This is a genomic window from Marinilabilia rubra (assembly GCF_003121985.1).
GTDB classification, from domain to species: domain Bacteria; phylum Bacteroidota; class Bacteroidia; order Bacteroidales; family Marinilabiliaceae; genus Marinilabilia; species Marinilabilia rubra.
The window spans coordinates 1-21,444 of record NZ_QEWP01000028.1; the positions used below are offsets into that span (position 1 = coordinate 1).

At 40.6% G+C, this 21,444-nt stretch carries 14 protein-coding genes; all 14 read left to right on the forward strand.

Translation table 11 applies throughout. The features are described from left to right. The first annotated feature begins 410 nt into the window (after nt 1–410). Nucleotides 411–1,076 (forward strand): DUF5020 family protein, encoded by a 666-nt coding sequence (locus DDZ16_RS19405; RefSeq protein ID WP_109266146.1) that lies wholly within the window; start codon nt 411–413, stop codon nt 1,074–1,076. A gap of 17 nt (nt 1,077–1,093) precedes the next feature. Continuing rightward, nucleotides 1,094–2,386 carry an NCS2 family permease gene (locus DDZ16_RS19410; RefSeq protein ID WP_109266147.1) on the forward strand — a complete coding sequence of 431 codons (1,293 nt, stop codon included), beginning with the start codon at nt 1,094–1,096 and terminating at the stop codon, nt 2,384–2,386. 559 nt (nt 2,387–2,945) lie between these two features. Beyond that, nucleotides 2,946–6,839, forward strand: coding sequence for an isoleucine--tRNA ligase (gene ileS / locus DDZ16_RS19420; protein WP_109266149.1), 3,894 nt, complete (start codon nt 2,946–2,948; stop codon nt 6,837–6,839). 35 nt (nt 6,840–6,874) lie between these two features. After that, nucleotides 6,875–7,252: a TraR/DksA family transcriptional regulator gene (locus DDZ16_RS19425; protein WP_109266150.1), complete on the forward strand. Its 378-nt coding sequence runs from the start codon at nt 6,875–6,877 to the stop codon at nt 7,250–7,252. A 444-nt stretch (nt 7,253–7,696) separates the two neighbouring features. Further along, a complete protein-coding gene (locus tag DDZ16_RS19430) occupies nt 7,697–8,305 on the forward strand; it encodes a lipoprotein signal peptidase (RefSeq protein ID WP_109266151.1) in 609 nt (202 codons plus the stop codon). 422 nt (nt 8,306–8,727) lie between these two features. Beyond that, nucleotides 8,728–11,133, forward strand: a complete 2,406-nt coding sequence (locus tag DDZ16_RS19435; RefSeq protein ID WP_109266152.1) for an SLBB domain-containing protein — start codon at nt 8,728–8,730, stop codon at nt 11,131–11,133. Nucleotides 11,134–11,323: 190 nt separating this feature from the next. Beyond that, complete coding sequence (locus DDZ16_RS19440) at nt 11,324–11,719, forward strand: nucleotidyltransferase substrate binding protein (protein ID WP_109266153.1); 396 nt, start codon at nt 11,324–11,326, stop codon at nt 11,717–11,719. Then, nucleotides 11,716–12,024, forward strand: coding sequence for a nucleotidyltransferase family protein (locus DDZ16_RS19445; RefSeq protein ID WP_198416769.1), 309 nt, complete (start codon nt 11,716–11,718; stop codon nt 12,022–12,024). Before DDZ16_RS19440 ends, DDZ16_RS19445 begins: the two co-directional genes overlap by 4 nt. Before the next feature lie 148 nt (nt 12,025–12,172). Further along, entirely contained in the window at nt 12,173–13,321 is a 1,149-nt protein-coding gene (locus DDZ16_RS19450; RefSeq protein ID WP_109266154.1) for a Wzz/FepE/Etk N-terminal domain-containing protein, read from the forward strand. Nucleotides 13,322–14,553: 1,232 nt separating this feature from the next. Next, entirely contained in the window at nt 14,554–17,031 is a 2,478-nt protein-coding gene (locus DDZ16_RS19460) for an SLBB domain-containing protein (RefSeq protein WP_109266156.1), read from the forward strand. A gap of 26 nt (nt 17,032–17,057) precedes the next feature. Next, entirely contained in the window at nt 17,058–18,206 is a 1,149-nt protein-coding gene (locus DDZ16_RS19465; protein WP_109266157.1) for a Wzz/FepE/Etk N-terminal domain-containing protein, read from the forward strand. A 52-nt stretch (nt 18,207–18,258) separates the two neighbouring features. Further along, nucleotides 18,259–19,272 (forward strand): UDP-N-acetylglucosamine 4,6-dehydratase (inverting), encoded by a 1,014-nt coding sequence (gene pseB, locus DDZ16_RS19470; protein ID WP_109266158.1) that lies wholly within the window; start codon nt 18,259–18,261, stop codon nt 19,270–19,272. Further along, nucleotides 19,269–20,426: a UDP-4-amino-4,6-dideoxy-N-acetyl-beta-L-altrosamine transaminase gene (gene pseC / locus DDZ16_RS19475; RefSeq protein ID WP_109266159.1), complete on the forward strand. Its 1,158-nt coding sequence runs from the start codon at nt 19,269–19,271 to the stop codon at nt 20,424–20,426. Before pseB ends, pseC begins: the two co-directional genes overlap by 4 nt. Continuing rightward, on the forward strand, nt 20,419–21,441 hold the full coding sequence (gene pseG / locus DDZ16_RS19480; RefSeq protein ID WP_146192267.1) for a UDP-2,4-diacetamido-2,4,6-trideoxy-beta-L-altropyranose hydrolase: 1,023 nt from the start codon (nt 20,419–20,421) through the stop codon (nt 21,439–21,441). The genes pseC and pseG overlap by 8 nt, the downstream gene beginning before the upstream one ends. Nucleotides 21,442–21,444 lie beyond the last annotated feature (3 nt).

Below are 21,444 nucleotides of genomic sequence, written 5' to 3' on the forward strand. Positions count from 1 at the left end.
TTTATAAGGGTTTTTAAGCACGAACTGCTTACAACAAAAGTAAAACAGTGAAAAGTAGGATCTACTGACAGGTTTCCAAACCCTGTCAGGGGCGTAGTGGTTCAGCATTGCAGAATAGCCCCGTTGGTCCGTTATATATTGGTCGAAAAATGAGTACGGCCATTGGGTGAATGCCGTAGGAATGAGATAGAATAATTTGGGTTATCCATTTTCATCAATACAATTTAGATAAAACATTTTGGAGAATAAACCAGGTCTAATCTGCCAAATGTCTATAAATTTATAATAACTGCTATTACAAATAAGGTTAGTTTCTGGGATAATATATTTTAATACAAATAGTATAGTTGAAATTTTTCTTTATTTTTGCGCCTTTAAAAACAAAGTCCTATTTTTTAAAACCGTAAATGATGAAAAGAGTTTTTATTGCTTTTGTATTTAGCCTTTTTGCCCTCTCTTCTTTCGCCCAAAACCTGCAGGTTCATTATGACTTTGGGGAAGACCGTAAAATGGTTACTACCACTTTGGAAATGTTTAAACCTGACAAGTATGGTAGCACCTTCTTTTTTGTTGATTTTGATTATAGTAGTGATAGCAGAAATATCGACAATGGCGTTTCTCTGGCTTACTGGGAGATTGCGAGAAGCTTTAAGTGGAATGAAACTCAGAAATTTGAACCTCGTATTGAGTTTAATAGTGGAAAAGCTACTGGTTTCCAGATTGAAAATGCTTGGTTAGCAGGAGGGCAGTATACTTTTAATAATGATGATTTTTCCAAAATATTAACAGTTCAGGCCAACTATAAGTACATTAAAGACAAACATGATGCTTCTTTTCAGTTGACTGCCGTTTGGGGATTACACTTTATGAATAGGAAACTATCATTCCTGGGATTTGCTGATTTCTGGAAAGAGGACATGTTTTGGGGAACAGAATATAGATTTCTAACAGAACCTCAAATTTGGTATAACATTAACCAAAATTTGTCATTGGGGAGCGAAATTGAGATCAGTAATAATTTTGCAGAAGAGGGTTTTCTGGTATGCCCCACACTTGCTGCAAAATGGACTTTCTAAAGAAAAATCACTAAGCTATGTTAGAAAAATTCTTCAACCTCAAAGGAAATAAGACCACGGTACGCACCGAGGTGATTGCTGGTATTACCACCTTCATGACCATGGCGTACATATTGGCAGTGAACCCTGACATTCTCTCTGCTACAGGCATGGATAAGAGCGCTGTCTTTTCTGCCACTACACTTTCTGCAATAGTTGGTACGCTTGTAATGGCATTGTGGGCACGTTTGCCTTTTGCGCTTGCTCCCGGCATGGGACTGAATGCCTTTTTTGCCTTTACTGTCGTTCTTGGAATGGGGTATAGCTGGCAATTTGCCTTGACGGCTGTTTTTTTAGAAGGAATCATATTCTTAATACTTACAGCCTTCAATGTGCGGGAAGTGATAGTGAATGCCATCCCAATGAACTTAAAGCATGCCATCTCTGCTGGTATCGGCCTGTTCATTGCCTTTATTGGGATGCAAAACACCGGTCTGATTGTAAACAGTGATGCTACTTTGGTTGCATTGGGAGATATGGGTTCTCATACCATCTGGATTACATTATTCGGTTTAGTTCTAATTGGCGTTCTTCTTGCTTTAAAAGTCCGTGGGGCATTGTTGATTGGCATTTTTGCAGCCACAATTGCAGGAATCCCATTTGGCGTGACACATTTGCCGGAAGGGTCATGGTTGACTTTGCCGCCATCAATAGAGCCTATCGCCTTTAAATTTGAATTCTCAAGTATCTTTACCATCGATATGATGATCGTATTGTTTACGTTCCTTTTTGTGGATATGTTTGATACGGTTGGAACCTTGATTGGTGTTGCTTCAAAAGCAGATATGATTCGTGAAGATGGAACTTTGCCAAGGGCTAAACATGCTTTATTTGCTGATGCCATTGGTACTACTGTTGGTTCAATGCTGGGTACCTCAACGGTTACCACCTATGTTGAAAGTGCTTCAGGTGTTGCCGAAGGTGGTCGCACAGGATTGACTGCCCTGACCACTGCCGGAATGTTCCTGCTGGCCTTGTTCCTGTCTCCATTGTTTTTAATGGTACCTGCAGCAGCTACAGCACCAGCCCTTATTTTGGTTGGATCATTTATGATGTCACCCATTCTAAAGATTAATTTTGACGATTATACAGAATCGATACCTGTATTTCTCACCATTATTATGATGCCATTGGCATATAGTATAGCGGAAGGAATTGTGTTTGGTATGCTGGGATATGTTGCATTAAAACTTCTTTCAGGAAAAGCAAAAGACTTGTCCTGGGTGATGTATATTCTTACTGTATTATTTGTTATGAAATTTTTCTTTTAAAATAGAAGGATTTTAAAGAGATATTTTTCAAAACCGGGTTGGAGAGTTGTTCCAATCCGGTTTTTTGATTAAAGCGGTTGCGTATTTTGGAAAAAGCTTGATTAGATTAGGAGCTGCTGAAAAAGTCAAAAGGGCAGAATTTACAAGCCGCCCAATCGAAAGAGTATTGAAATACTTCGAGATTGAGGCGGTGAAGTAAATTTTGTTCTTTTGATTAGCCAATTTCATATAATCAAGTGCAAAGAAATTCGAGTATATTGTGAAATAAGCTTGCACTTAAGTATTTGTTGAGAGGATTTAAGGTTTTAATAGCTAGTTAAATATGCGTTTTTCAGCGCTCCCTGGATTAGTTTTTCCTGATTTATAGGGAATGAGGCGTTTATCAATGCTATGTGTGCTAAGTCTGAATCTTTTGAAAATGAAAGACTATGTTTATCTGATGTCTTAGATCTTATAATCTCATCATCTATTTATATGGATTGTGTATTTCTATTTGCTTTTGTTTTAGCCAAGCGATATATTTGTAGACTTTTAAAATCGGAGGTAAAACATTATATAAATGAGCAAAAAATTTCCTGAATACAAGGGTTTAAACCTCGCTGAAGTTAATAAGGAGGTGCTGAAAGAGTGGGAGGCCAATAAAACATTCGAGAAAAGTTTGTCCAGTCGTGAAGGGCGTCCGTCTTTTGTCTTTTATGAAGGGCCTCCTTCGGCCAATGGTATGCCGGGTATACACCACGTAATGGCGCGAACCATTAAGGATATTTTTTGCCGTTTCAAAACTCAGCAGGGATATCAGGTTCATCGTAAAGCCGGTTGGGATACTCACGGTTTGCCTGTTGAGCTTGGTGTTGAGAAGACATTAGGTATTACCAAAGAAGACATCGGGAAAAGCATTTCTGTAGCAGAATACAATGAAGCCTGCCGTAAAGATGTAATGAAATATACCGATATGTGGGAAGATTTGACCCACAAAATGGGATACTGGGTAGATATGGATAAGCCATACATTACCTATGATAACCGGTATATTGAAACCCTTTGGTGGATGCTCAAAGAGCTTTACAAGAAAGGAATGCTCTATAAAGGATATACCATACAGCCATTTTCCCCTGCTGCAGGTACCGGTCTGAGTACCCATGAATTGAATCAGCCCGGCTGTTATCGTGATGTCAAAGATACCACATGTACGGGACAGTTTAAGGTTGTAAAAAACAAAGATTCTGAGTTTCTATTTGAAAATACTGATGCCGAAGTTTATTTCCTTGCTTGGACAACCACTCCCTGGACATTTCCGTCCAATACGGCATTAGCAGTTGGAACTTCCATTAAGTATGTGAAAATCCGTTCGTTCAATCCATATACCGGCGAACCGTTGGTGGTGGTTATGGCGAAGGATCTCATGAATACCCTTTTTAATCCAAAACATGCAGAACTGGCGTTGGAGGATTACAAGTCCGGAGGCAAGGAAATTCCCTTTAAAGTATTAGATGAATTCGAGGGCTCCAAATTGGTCGGATTACGCTACGAGCAATTGATTCCCTGGGTGAAACCTGACGGAGATGCTTTTAGAGTGATTTCCGGTGATTTTGTAACCACTGAAGATGGTACCGGAATCGTACATATTGCCCCTACTTTTGGTGCTGATGACAACCGTGTGGCCAAAGAAGCAGGAATTTCTGCATTGTTGTTGGAAGATAGGGATGGAAAGCAACAACCAATGGTTGATCGCACCGGAAAGTTTTTTCTTATAAAAGACCTGGATCCTTCATTTGTAAAAACGAATGTAGATCTTGATACATACAGTGAGTTTTCGGGGAGGTATGTTAAGAATGCCTACGACGAGAAACTTACGGATAATGATCCAAGCCTGGATGTGGATATTGCCGTGATGCTGAAGAAGGAAAACAAAGCCTTCAAAGTAGAGAAATACGTTCACAGTTATCCGCATTGCTGGCGTACAGATAAACCGGTGTTGTATTACCCGCTGGATAGCTGGTTTGTTCGTACTACTGCTGTCAGGGAGAGAATGATGGAACTCAACAATTCCATCAACTGGAAGCCTCAATCAACAGGAACCGGACGTTTCGGTAAATGGCTGGAAAATCTGGTTGACTGGAACCTTAGTCGCTCTCGTTATTGGGGAACCCCATTGCCTATCTGGAGAACGGAAGACGGATCTGAAGAAAAGTGTATAGGATCTGTTGAAGAACTGGTAAATGAAATAGACCGTTCCGTACGCGCCGGATTTATGGAGAAGAATCCTTTTGGAAGATTCCGTCCGGGTGATTTCAGTGATAAGAATTACGACAAAATTGACCTTCACAGACCATATGTGGATGATGTTGTTCTGGTTTCAGAAGAAGGAAAGCCGATGCATCGTGAAACTGATTTGATTGATGTCTGGTTCGATTCCGGGGCTATGCCTTATGCACAGGTACACTATCCTTTTGAGGGCCTCCCCCCAACCCCCTCCCAAAGAGGGGGAGAAGGAAGACCTGGGTATGAAACCGGAAGAGAATCAACATATAATGGTATGGTTGATAAGGTTCGACAAATGCGTAAAGAACCCACTGAGGCAGAAGATATTCTATGGCAACAGTTGCGCAATAAACAGATGGACGGATGGAAATTCAGGCGGCAGCATGTTATTGATCAGTTTATTGTTGACTTCGTATGCTTAGATAAAAAACTAATTATAGAAGTTGATGGTGGATATCATAATGATCCGGAAATAAAAGATGCAGACCAACAAAGGACAGGAGTTCTTGAGGGTTTGGGATACAAAGTTATTAGCTTTACCAATGAGGAAGTCTTAGGTGATACGGAGTCTGTGATTAAACAAATAAAGCTTAACTTGGAAGAACTTCCCTCCCCGGGTGGGGATGAGGGAGGCCACACTTCCCCCCTTGGGGGGGATCGAGGGGGGCCATTGCCCTTCCCGGCTGATTTTATTGCTGAAGGGGTCGATCAAACACGTGGATGGTTCTTTACCTTGCACTCATTAGGCACTATGCTGTTTGATAGTGTTGCATTTAAAAATATTATTTCCAATGGACTTGTGTTGGACAAGAATGGAAACAAAATGTCCAAGCGCCTGGGAAATGCAGTAGATCCATTTGAAACCATTGATAAATATGGCTCAGACCCACTTCGTTGGTACATGATTACCAATGCTCAGCCATGGGATAATTTGAAATTTGACCTGGCTGGCATTGATGAAGTTAGACGAAAGTTTTTTGGCACTCTGTACAATACTTATTCATTCTTCTCATTGTATGCCAATATTGATGGTTTTACCGGTCAGGAAGAAGAAGTCCCGGTTGAGGAGCGCCCTGAGATTGATCGTTGGATCATTTCTCTTTTAAATACGTTGACTAAAGAAGTTAATACGGCTCTCGAAAACTACGAGCCAACAAGAGCAGGGAGAGCTATTCAGGATTTTGTAACTGAGAATCTTAGTAACTGGTACGTGCGTCTTAACCGGAAACGTTTTTGGGGAGGCGCCTTTGACAGGGATAAATTAGCTGCCTACCAAACATTGTACCAGGCATTGGAAACCGTGGCCTTGTTGGGTGCCCCAATTGCTCCCTTCTTTATGGATCGCCTATTCAAAGATTTGAATAAAGTTTCCCGGAAACATTCCGATGAATCTGTTCATTTAGCCCGGTTCCCTGAATTTAATGAGAAATACATCGACACTTCTCTGGAAGAAAGAATGGGATTTGCCCAGCAAATTTCTTCAATGGTGCTGGCCTTACGCAGAAAAGTGAACATTAAGGTCCGTCAGCCATTGCAAAAGATAATGGTGCCGGTATATGATGATCATTTTGAACAGCAGATTGAAGCTGTAAAAGATTTGATCCTGACAGAGGTAAATATCAAGGAAATTGAGTATCTTAAAGATGTCACCGGCGTATTGGTTAAGAAGATCAAGCCCAACTTTAAAACCCTTGGCCCACGTTATGGCAAGATGATGAAGGCCATCAGCAAAGCTTTCGCTCAAATGTCACAGGAAGACATTGCCCAATATGAACGTGATGAAAAATACAGTCTGGACCTGGATGGCGAAAAGGTTGAATTAAACCGTGAAGATGCTGAAATCATTAGTGAAGATATTCCGGGCATGTTGGTTGCCAATGAAGGTCGTATCACCGTAGCTTTGGATATTAATATTACCCTGGAGCTAAAAGAGGAAGGGTTTGCCAGGGAATTGATTAATCGCATTCAAAACCTCCGTAAAGACAGTGGATTTGAAGTGACCGATAAAATAAAAATAAAAATACAGCAACATGAATCGCTGGCCAGTGCCATCGAGAGTCACAGAGAATATATTTCTGCGCAAACGCTGGCTCAGGAGGTAGAAATGGTAGATTCTTGTAACAGCAGCGATGCCCTTTCCGTAGAGTTGGAAGATGGCGTGAGCACGCTGCTTGAAATTGAGAAAGTTTAGCACACTCATTTTATACACATATAAATTTTGTCATTATGGCAGAAAAAACCCGATATTCAGATGAAGAGCTTCAGGAATTCAGAGAAATAATTCTTGCTAAGCTCGAAAAAGCAAAACGGGATTACGAATTGCTTAGAAACACCATAACCCTTGAGGATGGTAACGACACACAGGACACTTCACCCACTTTCAAAGTGCTGGAGGAAGGTGCAGCCGTGTTGTCTAAAGAAGAGGCCGGAAAATTGGCACAGCGTCAGCAAAAATTCATTCAACACTTGCAGGCCGCATTGGTTCGGATAGAAAATAAAACCTACGGTATTTGTCGCGAAACCGGCAAACTGATTGCAAAAGAGCGATTGCGCGCTGTTCCTCATGCCACTTTGAGCATTGAGGCCAAGAAAGCTCAGAAGTAAGATGCTTTTTATTTTACTGGTATAGTGGTTCCTTTATTTTCCGGGTAATTGTGTTTTCCGGAAAAGAAATCATGCTGAGATGATATGCCGTTTTTTTAGCAAAGGAACAGTTAATCTTTTTGTTGTATGTCATTTGTTGCCCCATGATTGTTTGTAACAAACATAATTTATGGAGAATCCAGATGATATCGCACCTGCTTCAAGATCAAAAACAATTGGGTTTTGAACGGCAGAATCCTGTGAGTTGAGTATACACGGCTCCATTGATGTTGCATTTTTCCAATATCAGGCGTTCGTTAAAGAAAGATTAAACGCAGACGCCATGATATGTTGTTTTTTAATGCTTTAATTTAAGGTGTTTTCAATCCCGAAGCTTTAGGATAACGGAGTATTGTAATATCTAAAATGTAAGAATCTAACGTCTAATTATCTATTATTAATCGGATGGGAAAATTGAAGACCCCGCTTTTTATTGTTGCAGCGATATTGATTATTGACCAGGCCCTGAAATTTTGGGTGAAAACCAATATGATGCTTGGCGATGAATTTTCAGTTTTTGGCAATTGGTTTTACATCCATTTTGTGGAAAATAACGGAATGGCTTTTGGAATGGAGCTTGGAGGTGATTTTGGCAAAATATTCCTGAGCATTTTCAGGATTGTTGCGGTTATAGGTATCGTTTGGTATTTAATTAAACTTGCCCGAAAAGATGCTCCCACAGGTCTTATTGTGAGTGTAAGTATGGTCCTGGCCGGAGCACTTGGCAATATTATTGACAGCGCCTTTTACGGAATGATCTTTAATCATAGTTATTCACAGGTTGCCTCACTTTTCCCCGAAGGCGGAGGATATGCCCCCTTTTTGCATGGAAGGGTAGTCGACATGTTTTACTTTCCATTGTTTAGTGGTGTCTATCCCGATTGGATCCCTTTTCTCGGGGGACAACAATTCATTTTCTTCAGGCCGGTATTTAATATTGCCGATTCTTCTATTACCCTTGGCATTCTCTCCATCCTGGTTTTTCAAAAGCATTTTTTTAAAGAAGAACTGTAGGGTTAAAACGAGTAATATTACTTTTAAAAGCGGCACTTGCCGTTTTTTTTATGGTCAAACCCTAAAGGAATCTCTTTCAAAAAAAATATCGGAATTTTTCAATTGATTTTGATAAAGACTTTAAAGAAAAATTGTTTTTTTGAAGAATTAATAAATGATGACATTTTGAGAAAATGGGAGTATTGCCCGGTTATATTTTAATAAATTTGCAAAAACCTTTGGGATGCAGTCTACATACTAATTGTGGTGTAAGAGCGTTCTTAATACAGAGTTATTTAAGGCGAAGGGGCAAATAATGCAGTGTAATTAGATATTAAGCCAGCCCTTTTATTTAGCTATTGATTAAAACTGCCCCATGGGAGTCAGGAAACGGTAGTGTATCCATATCACAAATTTTTCTTCAAAAATCATTTTCCAAAGATATGCGTAAAATTTTCATTTTAGTTTTTTCTCTTTTTCTGGTGTTCGCTTCTCAGGAGGGCATGGCCCAGGAAAACATTAATCCCAGAAATGTTACCATCTCTGAATTGTCGGATGGCCAAGTCCGAAGAATTTACAATGAAATCATGAACCGTGGTCTTTCAGAACAGCAAGCCACTTCTTTGGCATTAGCACGGGGATTTACCATGCAACAGGTAAACGCTCTTAAGCTGAGATTTGAAGAACTCCAAAATGGAGGAAATGGAAGCAAAGAAAGTAATGGTAGTGTTACAGCTACAGCATTTGTGGGGGATCTTTCCGAAAAGGATGAAGTACAGCCCACAAAGACTGAACAGCGCCTATTTGGATTTAACTTTTTTAACTCTGAAAGCCTGACTTTTGAACCGGGAGTTAATTTGCCTGCATCCAATGATTACATTGTGGGGCCCGGAGATGAATTCTCAATCGATATCTGGGGCGCTTCTCAGCAGAGTTTCCAATTAATGGTTGACAACTCCGGTAATATCAATATTCCAAATGCCGGTCCGGTTTCTGTTGAGGGACTCAGTCTGGAAAATGCCCGCGATAAAATCTTTGACAAGCTCACCCTTATTTACAGAGACCTTACCGGAAATCAGCCTGGTACGTTTGCCAATATTTACCTCGCGCAAATTCAGCCCCTCAAGGTACATGTAATAGGTGAGGCCTTTGCTCCCGGGACTTATACTTTACCCGGATCAGCCAGTGCATTTAATGCACTTTATTTGGCTGGTGGTCCCAATATGAAAGGCTCCTTCAGGGATATCAGGGTGATACGTGACGGAAAGATCATGAAGCATCTTGATGTATATAAATATCTTATTGATGGCGACAGTGATGTCAATATTTCTTTGAGAGACGATGATGTCATTATGATTCCATCTTATCAAAAGCGTGTAAAAATAAGTGGCGAGTTCAAGCGCAATGGTATTTTTGAAGGGAAAGAAGGAGAAACCATTGCAGATTTATTAAGATATGCAGGCGGGTTTACCGAAAGAGCGTTTAAGGAAAGACTTGAATTGTTCAGAAACGACTCCCGCCAGACCCTCTTTAAGGAAGTTAAGGCTGATGAGTTTGAAACCCTGATGGTGCAAAATGGGGACAGCATCATTGCCGGTGAAATTCTGGACCGCATTGAAAACAGGGTCATTCTTGAAGGTGCAGTTATGCGCCCCGGAAATTATGAATTGACCGAAGGGTTGACGCTTGCCGGATTGATCAAAAATGCCAATGGCTTGATGGAAGATGCTTTTCTTGAGCGTGGACAAATACTGAGATTGGATGAGAATTTTCAATTGACAAATGTTTCTTTTGATGTTAAGAAAGTCATTAACGGTAAGTTTGATGTCGGACTTCAGCGTGAAGATGTTGTAACGGTATACTCTATTGACGAATTAAGACAAAACAGGACGCTGGATATAAAAGGGCAGGTGCGTAATCCCGGGACTTTTGAATTTCGTGATGGATCTACCTTATCCGATGTTATTGCGCTGGCAGGAGGTTTTACTGAAACTGCCTCCAATTCTTATATTGAGGTAGCTCGTCGGCTAAGCCATGAGGAGGCCGGAAAATACCAGAATAAAACAGGACATCTTTTTCAGTTTACCATATCACGAGACATGGAGCTGGATGAAAAAGACAGCCAGTTTGAGTTGCAACCCTATGACCAGATTTTTGTCAGAAAGGCTCCCGGGTACAGCCAAACAGGTGCTGTGAAAATTTCCGGTGAGATTTTATATGCAGGTGATTATAACCTGGCTAATCGGCAAGAGAGGTTGTCTTCAATTATAGAAAGAGCAGGTGGGCTTACTCCTGAAGCTTATCCTGAAGGTGCTATGCTGACCCGAAAAGTAGAAATCAATCCTAAAATGAGACGATTAAGACAGCAACTGGCAGAAAGAGACAGCACCCTTGAATTTGATGATATGGGATTTGAAGTACTTGCTATTGACCTAAAATCCGTTCTTGAAAATCCAGGGACCAAAGAGGATGTTTTCCTGAAAGAAGGCGATGAGATAAGAATTCCACGTGAACTTCAAACAGTTAATGTGGGGGGAGCTGTTTTGAATCCTGTTAGTTCTCCCTTTGTTAAGGGAAAATCGTTGAAATACTATGTAGATCAGAGTGGAGGCTTTTCAAATATGGCAAAAAAAGGAAAAGCTTATGTGATTTATCCCAATGGAAAAGCTGCAGCCACGAAGAAATTCATCTTCTTTAATAATTACCCGAAAGTTTTACCCGGTAGTGAGATTATTATTCCCGAAAAGCCACAAAGAGAATCTTTGCCGGCTTCGGCATGGATAAGTATCGGAAGTAGCGTGGCTTCATTAGCATTGACAGTGGTGACTATTTCGAATGCGCTTAAGTAAGGTAAAGGCTGAGACTAAGGCTAAGGTAAAGGCTGAGAGAAGACAGGTTAAGGCTGAGGCTAAGGCTGAGAAAAAAAGGTTAAGGCTAAGACTGAGAAGAGAAAATAAAAATTCCAGTTTATTACATAGCTTCTTAACCTCAAACTCAACCTAATTCTAAGACTCAACCTTAATTTCAACCTCATTCACTATGGAAATCCGCTGGCAACACCGATACACCAACTACAAAAAAGCTTTAAATCAGCTATCCCGTTTCCTGGAGCATAAATCGCTCAACGAGATGGAGGAGCAGGGATTAATTCAAGCTTTTGAATATACTTTTAAGCTGGCCTGGAAAACTTTGCAGGATTTTCTGGAATTGGAGAGTGGATATGTAGAGTTGAAAGGTCCCAGGCCCGTTTTGAAGCAAGCGTTTAAAGACGGCATAATAACCAATGGAGAGATTTGGATGGAAATGCTCAAGGATCGTAATCGATCTGTGCATACCTATGATGAAGATATTGCAAAGGAAATCATTAATGCCATCGTTCGAAACTATTTCCCTTTGTTAACACAACTGGATGATTATTGGGGGTTACGAACATGAAAAATCAAGAAATATTTGGACTGTCAAAAACAACCATTGATAGGCTTCTGAATGTTTTTAATAAGTTTGATGTGGTTCAACAAGTTATTTTATTTGGATCACGGGCCAAAGGAAATTTTAAGGAAGGAAGCGATATTGATCTTGCCCTGATAGGAGATGGATTAAACTTTGAAACGATTAGGAAACTGGAAATTAAAATTGATGATTTGATGTTGCCTTATGATGTGGATCTTATTATTTATGATAAAATTAAGGAGACAAAATTAAAGGAGCATATTAAACGGATGGGGGTAGAGTTGATGTGAAGTGGCCCCTAAATCCCCCAAAGGGGGACTTTGGGATGTAGTTAAGTAACCAAAGAGCTCATTAGTTCAACAGCTCATTAGCTCAAAGCTATACGAACTCAGAACCCGGAACTCAAAATTCAGAACCCGGAACTCAAAACACAGAACAATGAACGAAAGCACAAACGATAAAAGCATTTCCCAAAAAACCGACGATCGGCCCATTATTAAAGACGACGAAATCGATCTTATAGCCCTTGTACGCACTATTTGGGATAACCGGAGGTGGATATTTTATTCACTCGCAGTGAGTGTTTTAATAGGTTTGATTGTTGCCTTTACCAGCCCTGATAAATATGTTGCTTCAGCCACTATTTTGCCTCAGGCTGAAAGTAAAACAAACCTGGGAGGACTGAGTGGCTTAGCCAGTATGGCAGGCATCAATTTAGGCTCCATGCTGGGGAATTCCACAGGCATTCAGCCTGAGTTATATCCCAAAGTTATAAATAGTTATCCTTTTTTAAAAGAGTTGGTTCATCAGCCTTTCGATTTTCAGGAAGAGGAAAGGCCAATTTCCATTTATGATAAGCAACTAAAAGATACCATCCCGGGTTTTGGTTCAACACTTATAAAATATACCATCAGGTTGCCGTGGACCATTAAAAATGCTGTTTTTTCAGACGATGATAAATCCTTATCAACACTGAAAACAGGCAGTTCGGCAGTAGACGTAACAAAACTTACAGAGGAAGAAATGGCAGCCATGGGAGTTTTGTCCGGAGTGTTGGTGGTTGAAGCCGATCGTGAAACCGGCCTCGTTTCCATTAGTGCCGAACTTGGAGAGCCTTTGTTAACCGCGCAGGTAGCCCAGAAGACAGTTGAGTTACTTCAAAAGTATATCATTGAATACAAAACCAAACAGGCGGCAGAGAATCTTGAGTTTATCAAAGAGAGATATGATGAAAAGAAGGCTGAGTTTGAAGCTGCAAGGGCTGCCTTTTTTGAATTTCGCGACCGCAATAGGAACGTGGTGGAAGAGCGGACCAATATTCACTATCAGGAGTTGAGAGATGCCTATGATGTGGCAGGGGAAGTTTATCAGACCCTGGGCAAGCAGTTAGAGCAGGCCGAAATTGCCATGAAAAAGGATACCCCTGCTTTTTCTATTATTGAACCGGTAAAGGTGCCTATTGAAAAATCGGCTCCCCGCCGAAGTGTGATAATGGTTGTTAGTGTGTTTTTAGGTGGTTTCCTTGGAATTGCTCTGATTTTCGCCCGTATGATATTCAGTAAATTTAAGTGTGCCTGGAGGGAATAGCTTTTTTCATACAATACCTGCACCGGGCATTTATGATAAGCAACAGGTATTTCTACCTTGTTGATTTCCCGAATGATCGTTATTTACATTGGCGGGACTTTGTAATATTTTGAGAGGTTTCAGGAAGCTGTCTCAAAGGTATAAAGCTTAAATGGCTTGTCATGTTGAGCGGAGGCGAAACATCTGTATATAGAATAACACTGTTGTCCGGTAAAACAATAGTATTTTCTTTTTTGCGCTCAAGCCGCGCTGGCTTTTCCTTTTTTTGTTCATAAATGTGTTTGCTTTAAGCGGTAATCACGATTTCCGCTTCGCTCCAATTCTACAGCAAAAAAAAGAAAACAAAAAATGCCGTCGCTTAAAGAAAATCTCTAAAAATCAGTCTGTTTTCCTAAAATCCGGAAACTCTCCCGATTTAAGTTTTGTAAGGTTTTTGGTGCCCAAAAACCAACAGAAACTAATCTCGGGATCAAACAGTCCGGATTTACCTCATTAATGTGTTTGTTTTCAAAGGCATTCAATGAACTCACAAGCTCGTTTCTTAACGGAAAACAGTCTGATTTTCTTGACGAGATTTTCTTAATGCGAAATGCAAGCTCCCACTTGAGTCAGACTTATTAAAAAAATTAACATTCTATCAACTAGCAGACCATAGAACTATTTTAACCGGACACCAATGATAAAACAAACCGATTCTTCGACAAGCTCAGAATGACATCAAATTTGGACTCTTGAGACAACCTCTCTGCAACCCGGAAAAGACCTATTAAACATGGTCATTGCGAGTGGCTACCCCATAAAAAATTGGAACATAATACGAAAATGACAAGTTTGTCCGCCCTGTTTTCCGGGCCCTGGAAGGGTCCAATTTGGATAACCCCGGGTGAAAAACCCGGGGCTAAGCGTCACCAAAATACCTGGTCCCTGAAAGGGGCCAACTGGCAACATGGTGATATTATGGTTTTTACCGGAATCTGTTATAGCGAGCAAAGTGGAGCAATCTTTATAAAATAAATCAGTTTCTCCCGATACCAATGATTTTTATCAAAAAAAAAGTGGAAGTCTGAAACACAGATTGTTATTGTGCGTTGTAGTATGAATTAATTCTAAATGAGTTTTATTCTGTTCTTATTTCAGCATAAAAGTAGTACTTTTGCGGCTGAATTTCCTGGGACTCACAGTGCCGGAGGTGTATCTTTTTGGCAAATAAACATCTGTAAATTAAAGTCATTATGCCCACTTCAGAATTGAGGAAAGTGCTTACTTCAAGACTTCTCTTTCTCTTTTTTATTTCATTTCTTACCATAACGATTTGCGGTCCTGTTGCTGCCCAGCAAAGCAGTTTGGTCAGCAGAGACTTATCAACAGTTAAGTCCGAAGACATCAGCGACGAACAATTGCAGGCTTACATTGCCAAAGGTAAGGCGCAGGGCCTGACCGAGGATGAAGTTGTGCAAATGGCCGTCCAGCGTGGGCTTCCTGCTTCCGAAGCTTCTGAGTTAAGACGGAGGGTTAAACAATTGATGCAGGATTCTACATCTGTCAAATCCACAGATATACGATCCAGAGAAGGCGTTGAGGCCAAAGATGATGGAGCAAGGACTGAAACTCAGGAAAAGTCCCTGGAATGGCTGACGCCTGAAGGCGACAATAAAGTTTTTGGTTCGCGGCTTTTTTCAAGAAATGATTTGAGTTTCGAACCTTCCCTCAGTATTCCCACACCGGTAAATTATGTTTTGGGAGCGGGGGATGAAATCATCATAGACGTATGGGGAGCTGCTTCTAATATCCATCAATTGGAGGTTAGTCCCGAAGGTACTGTGTTGCTCGATAATTTAGGACCGGTATATGTGAACGGGTTAACAATTGAGGAAGCCAGGGAGCGATTAATCGGGAAATTAAAGTCCCTTTACCGTGGATTGCGTCCGGGACAGGCCGATCAGACTACCTTTGCCAGAATTAGTCTGGGAAGGGTACGAACCATTCAGGTATCCATTATTGGCGAGGTGTCCACTCCCGGGAATTATGCCTTGTCTTCTCTTTCTACAGTGCTCAATGGGCTTTACAAAGCAGGGGGGCCGAATGAGATTGGTTCTTATCGCGACATCGAGGTGATCCGGAACAATAAGGTTGTGGCCAATTTTGATTTGTACGATTTGCTCATTGGAGGAGATCAAACCCAAAACATCCGGCTCCGGGATCAGGATATGGTTAAAATTAATCCATACAGCCAAAGAGTTGAAGTGGAGGGACAGGTTAAAAGACCTGGTATTTATGAATTGCAGGAGAAGGAAGTGCTCAGCGATTTGTTGGAATTTGCCGGGCAGTTCACCGATTCCGCTTTTACGGGTAACTTAAAAGTGTATCGCAACACACCTTCCGAAAAAAAGATTATCACGGTTTCCAATCAGGCATTTCAATCCTTTTCATTGAAGAATGGCGACCGGTTGAATATAGGAACCATTCTGGATCGTTTTACCAACAGAGTGACTATTTCGGGGGCTGTATGGCGCCCCGGTGAATATGAGCTGGAAGAGGGAATGACCGTCAAAGATCTCCTAAAAAAGGCGGAAGGGGTTCGTCCCGATGCATTCCTTTCACGTGCAGTCATTAACCGGTTGGATGAAAACTATGACTTCTCAATTGTTCCTTTCAGTGTAAGAGAAGTGCTTGACAATAATTCTGCCCATGACATCTTATTGGAGCGGGAAGATCACATTGAGGTCAAAACCCTTCAGGAAATGCGTGAGAATTACTCAGTAAGTATTCGTGGCGAAGTTCAGGAAGGCGGAGATTTCCCCTTTCAGGAAGGTATGAGACTTGGGGATTTGATTTTTAAAGCTCAGGGATTTAAAGAAGGGGCTTCTGAATCGAGAATTGAAATTTACCGCAGAGTAAACGGAGAGGTATCATCCGGGAAACGATCCAGCCAGATGGCAGAAAGTTTCATTTTTGAGGTTCCCCGTAATTTGGCGCTATCCGATGAAGACAAAAACTTTGAACTGGCACCTTTCGACCAGGTGTTTGTCAGGAGACGACCCGATTATCAGGTTCAGAAAAATGTTAAGATTGAGGGGGAAGTGTTGTATCCGGGAGCTTATACGCTGAAAAACCGCCGGGAGCGAATATCTGACCTGGTGGCGCGCTCGGGGGGATTGACCGATGAAGCTTATCTTGCAGGAGCTACCCTGATGCGGGAGCAGGAAGAACTGGAACGGGTGGAAACTGAAATTGAAACAGGTCTTGGAGAAGTACTAATAGATCCTTCAGAAAAAGAATCCTTTATTGGCATTAATCTGGAAGAGATTTTAGCAAATCCGGGATCAGAAGATGACCTTTTTCTGAAACCCGGTGATGTGATCCGTATCCCTTCTGAATTGCAAACGGTGAAAGTGACCGGGGCTGTGTTGAGAGATACAGAGATCCGTCATATAAAAGGGAAAAGTTTAAAATACTACATTAACCGTTCGGGAGGTTTTGCCGAGAATGCACTTAAAAAGAGCGCATATGTGGTTTATGCCAATGGAGATGTGGCCGCCAAAAAGAAGGTGCTCTTTTTTAATAATTATCCGTCTGTTGAACCAGGTGCCGAAATCATTATTCCTGCCAAAGAGAAACGGGAGCGGTTGAGTGCAGGTGAGAGAATCTCCATTCTTTCTTCCATTGTTTCAATGGCTGCCATTGTGACGACTGCGATTACCCGGTTTTAATTGATTGCTTCTAATTGTATTTGAGAATGGATCAACTTCATAAAGATTCCAATAAAGATAGTTCCGCCAAACAGCCACAAATCATCAAAGACGATGAGATTGATTTGGTGGCTCTGGCTAAAACCATCTGGGATGGTCGCAGAACCATCGTGAAAACAACCATTGTGGTGGTGCTTTTGGGCTTATTGTATGCTTTTTTAAGTACAGAACAATACACCACCACTGTGAAGTTAATGCCCGAGACCGGTCAGCAATCCAGCCTTGGAAGTTTGGGCAGTCTGGCCTCACAATTTGGATTTGGAGGGTTACCCTCAGGGGGGGATCTATCGGAAGGCATTCCGCCGGACTACTTTCCTGAAATCATGAAAAGTTTGCCTTTTATGAAAAGTCTGCTGAGGTACGAAACATTCATGAAAGGACCTGCGGATACCATGAGTATCTACCATTATTTTGCAGAGTATCGCTCCAAATTGTTTGTCAAACAGCTTGGGAAATATACCATCAAACTGCCTTTCACCATCCTTAGTCTATTGAAGGGAGAGGATGATGGTAAAAAGCAAAAAGGAGAGCAGGAAATCATTCAGTTCACCAAAAAGGAGTGGGGGGTTATTGAAAAGTTGCAGGATCTTATTTCAGTCGAAATAGGCAAAGAGACAGGAATTGTTTCCGTGACCGTTACCATGCCTGAAGATTACCTGGCCGCCGATGTGGCAGATCAGGTTACCGGACAGCTGGTGGACTACATCAAGGAGTACCGGACCGAAAAGGCCAAAGAAGACCTTAGTTTTATTCAGGAGCGGTTAAATGAAGCGCTCCAACGCTTTGAAAAAGCACAGGAGGCATTGGCGACTTTCCGCGATCAAAGTCACGGACAACTAACCGAAATGGCCCGCACACGCGAGCAACGCCTGCAAAGTGAATACGACCTGGCATACAAGGTTTACGGCTCCATGGCTCAGCGCCTGGAAGAGGCCAAAATTAAACTGCAGGAAGAAACCCCCGTTGTTAAAGTACTGGAACCGGCTTATGTTCCTAAAGAAAAGAGTGCTCCGAAACGTAAGTTGATATTGGTGGTGAGTGTGTTTTTGGGTGTGTTTTTGGGAATATGTGTGATTTTTGGAAAACTAGGACTAAAAATGTTCAAAAATAGACTCAATAATACAGATGATATATAGAAAAGCTGGCTGCTTTTTAGGAATAATTGTTTTGTTATTAAACTAATAGGAAATGCTAAATTACAAAAAAATCTTAATCACCGGAGGTACAGGTTCATTTGGTAAAAAGTTTACTGAAATGATTCTCCGGGAATACCCTGAAGTTAAGCGCATCGTAATCTACTCCAGAGATGAGCTGAAGCAATCGGAAATGCGCATGAAGTATCCACCTAAGGATTTTCCACAGTTGCGTTTTTTTATTGGAGATATTCGCGATAGGGAAAGGCTTATTCGTGCTTGTGAGGGAATTGACGTAATAATTCATGCAGCAGCCATAAAACAAGTGGATACCGCTGAATATAATCCCACTGAATGCATTAGAACCAATATCGACGGGGCTGAAAATGTAATTCATGCCGCACTTGCCTGTAATGTTAAACGTGTTGTTGCATTAAGTACTGATAAAGCCTGTGCTCCCATAAACCTTTATGGAACTACCAAGTTGGCTTCCGATAAGTTGTTTACCGCAGCGAACAACATAAAAGGATCACGGGATATAAGGTTTTCAGCTGTTAGATATGGAAATGTGATGGGCTCCAGAGGCTCTGTTATTCCTTTCTTTATGAAACAAAGGGAAAAAGGAATTATTCCAATAACCCATGAGGGAATGACTCGATTTAATATTTCTTTGGAAGAAGGGGTGCGTTTGGTGTTTTTTGCCATTGAAAATGCATTAGGAGGAGAGATCTTTGTGCCTAAAATACCTTCTTACAAGATTTTGGATGTTGCCAAAGCCATTGCACCGGAATGTGAAGTTAAAAATGTAGGAATTCGGCCGGGGGAAAAATTGCACGAAGAGATGATAACGGAAACCGACTCACTAAACACTATTGATTTAGGGAAATATTATGCTATTTTGCCATCCGTGTCTTTTAGCCATTCCAAGGAGGATTTTATAAAACATCATAACGCTAAATCTGTTGAGTTTGGATTTAAATATAACTCTGGCACTAATGATGAATGGGATTCCGTTGAGTCATTGCGTGAGAAAATTAGAAAATTCGTTGATCCTAATTTTACTGTATGATAGATCGAGCAATACCTTATGGGAAGCAGTCCATCGATCAGAAGGATATCGATGCCGTTGTAAATGTCTTGAAGTCTGATTTCTTAACTCAGGGACCTGCTGTTTCTGATTTTGAAAAAGCTTTTGCAAAATACATAGGTGCCAAATTTGCGATTGCAGTTTCCAATGGTACAGCTGCTTTACATTTGTCTGCATTAGCATTGGGAGTAAGTGAAGGTGATAAGGTTATTACTACTCCCATTACGTTTGCTGCTTCAGCCAATTGCATTCGTTATGCAGGTGGAGAAGTGGTTTTTGCTGATATTGACCCGGAAAGTTATTTAATAGATTTAAATGAAGTGAAAAAGCTTCTTTCTGAAAGTCCCAAAGGAACCTTTAAAGGGATTATTCCGGTTGATTTTGCAGGAAGGGCGGTTAACATGGAGAGCTTAAGAGAAATTGCGGATCAATATGGATGTTGGATTATAGAGGATGCTTGCCATGCACCCGGAGGCTGGTTCACGGATTCTAAAGGTATTAAACAATTTTGTGGTAATGGAAACTTTGCCGACCTGGCAATATTCTCTTTTCACCCAGTAAAACATATTGCGTCTGGAGAAGGCGGTATGATAACTACGAATGATGAAGAGTTATATAATAAGTTGCTGGTTCTTCGGACACATGGTATTACTAAAGATGCAAATTTGCTTGAAGAAAACCATGGTGGCTGGTATTATGAAATGCAGCAATTAGGTTATAATTACAGATTATCAGACATTCAGGCAGCGCTCGGAGCAAGCCAACTGAGAAAAGCTGATGAAGGTTTACAGCGGAGGCGGAAAATTGCGAAAAGATACAATCAAGCTTTTAAGGAGGTATCTCAAATTAAAGGTCAATCAGGTTATGTTGAAGGACACGCCTACCATTTGTTTATAATTGAGGTTGAGGACAGGTTAGGATTGTATAATTTCCTTAGAAAAAATGGAGTTTTTGCTCAGGTTCATTATATCCCGGTACATCTCATGCCTTATTACAAACAATTAGGTTGGAAAAAAGGGGATATGCGCTTTGCAGAGAATTACTACTCACAATGTTTGAGTTTACCAATGTATCCTTCTTTAAGCGATGAGGAACAAGAGTTTGTGATTAATTGTATTTTTGATTTTTTTGCATAATAAGGGAATAAATAGCCAAAAGACAAGAATCGTTTTTAGAGCTGATGGAGACCGTAAAATCGGCATGGGGCATTTCGTTAGAACCCTTGCCTTAGCAGATATGCTAAAAGAAGATTTTTATTGCGTTTTTGCCACTGTTAAGCCCTCTTCATATCAAGAAGATGAGGTTTTTAAAGTTTGTGAGGAATTAATTGTTCTACCTGAAAAGAAAACGCATTTTGAAGATCTTCTTAAGGAACTTACCGGTCATGAAATTGTAGTATTAGATAATTATTATTTTAGCACTAACCATCAAAATAAGATCAAATCTATTGGTTGTAAATTGGTTTGTATTGATGATGTTCATGATAAGCATTATGAATCTGATATTGTTTTAAATCATGCTCCGATAAATCCTGGTGGTTTTTCCCTAAGTCCAAAAACCAAACTCTTATTAGGTTTAGATTATGTTTTGCTCAGGCCTCCTTTTTTTACAAGAACCAAAAGGAAAGGACAGTTTATTGAATTTCGTCACGTATTTCTGAACTTTGGAGGGGCTGATTTTAAGAACCTAACAGGATGCTGGCTTCGAGAACTAGCAACTGTTTCTTACATCAACGAAATTTCAATTGTTGTTGGGGATGCTTTCATGCAGATGCATGAGCTTTCTTGTTTAGTTGAAAAAAATCCGCTAAAAATCAACATATATCAAAATGTCGATGCTAATAAGTTAGTTTCTATCCTACAGACTATCGACCTCGCAATTGTTCCTTGTAGTACTATCTTGTATGAAGTAATATCCCAAGACGTTCCAGTTGTTACAGGCTATTTTGTCGACAATCAAAAGGAAATAGCTAGTTGTTTAAAGGGGAGGTACGAACATGTCTATGTTTTAGGCAATCTTGAAAAAGTGGAGATTAGAGAAATACATAAATTTAGAGAAAAGGTCAAAAACTCTAAAATTATAGGACTTAATTTAAAGCATCCAGTGGGGAAATTGAAAAAAGAGTTTTTGGCATTAAACCAGCGTAATTAGATT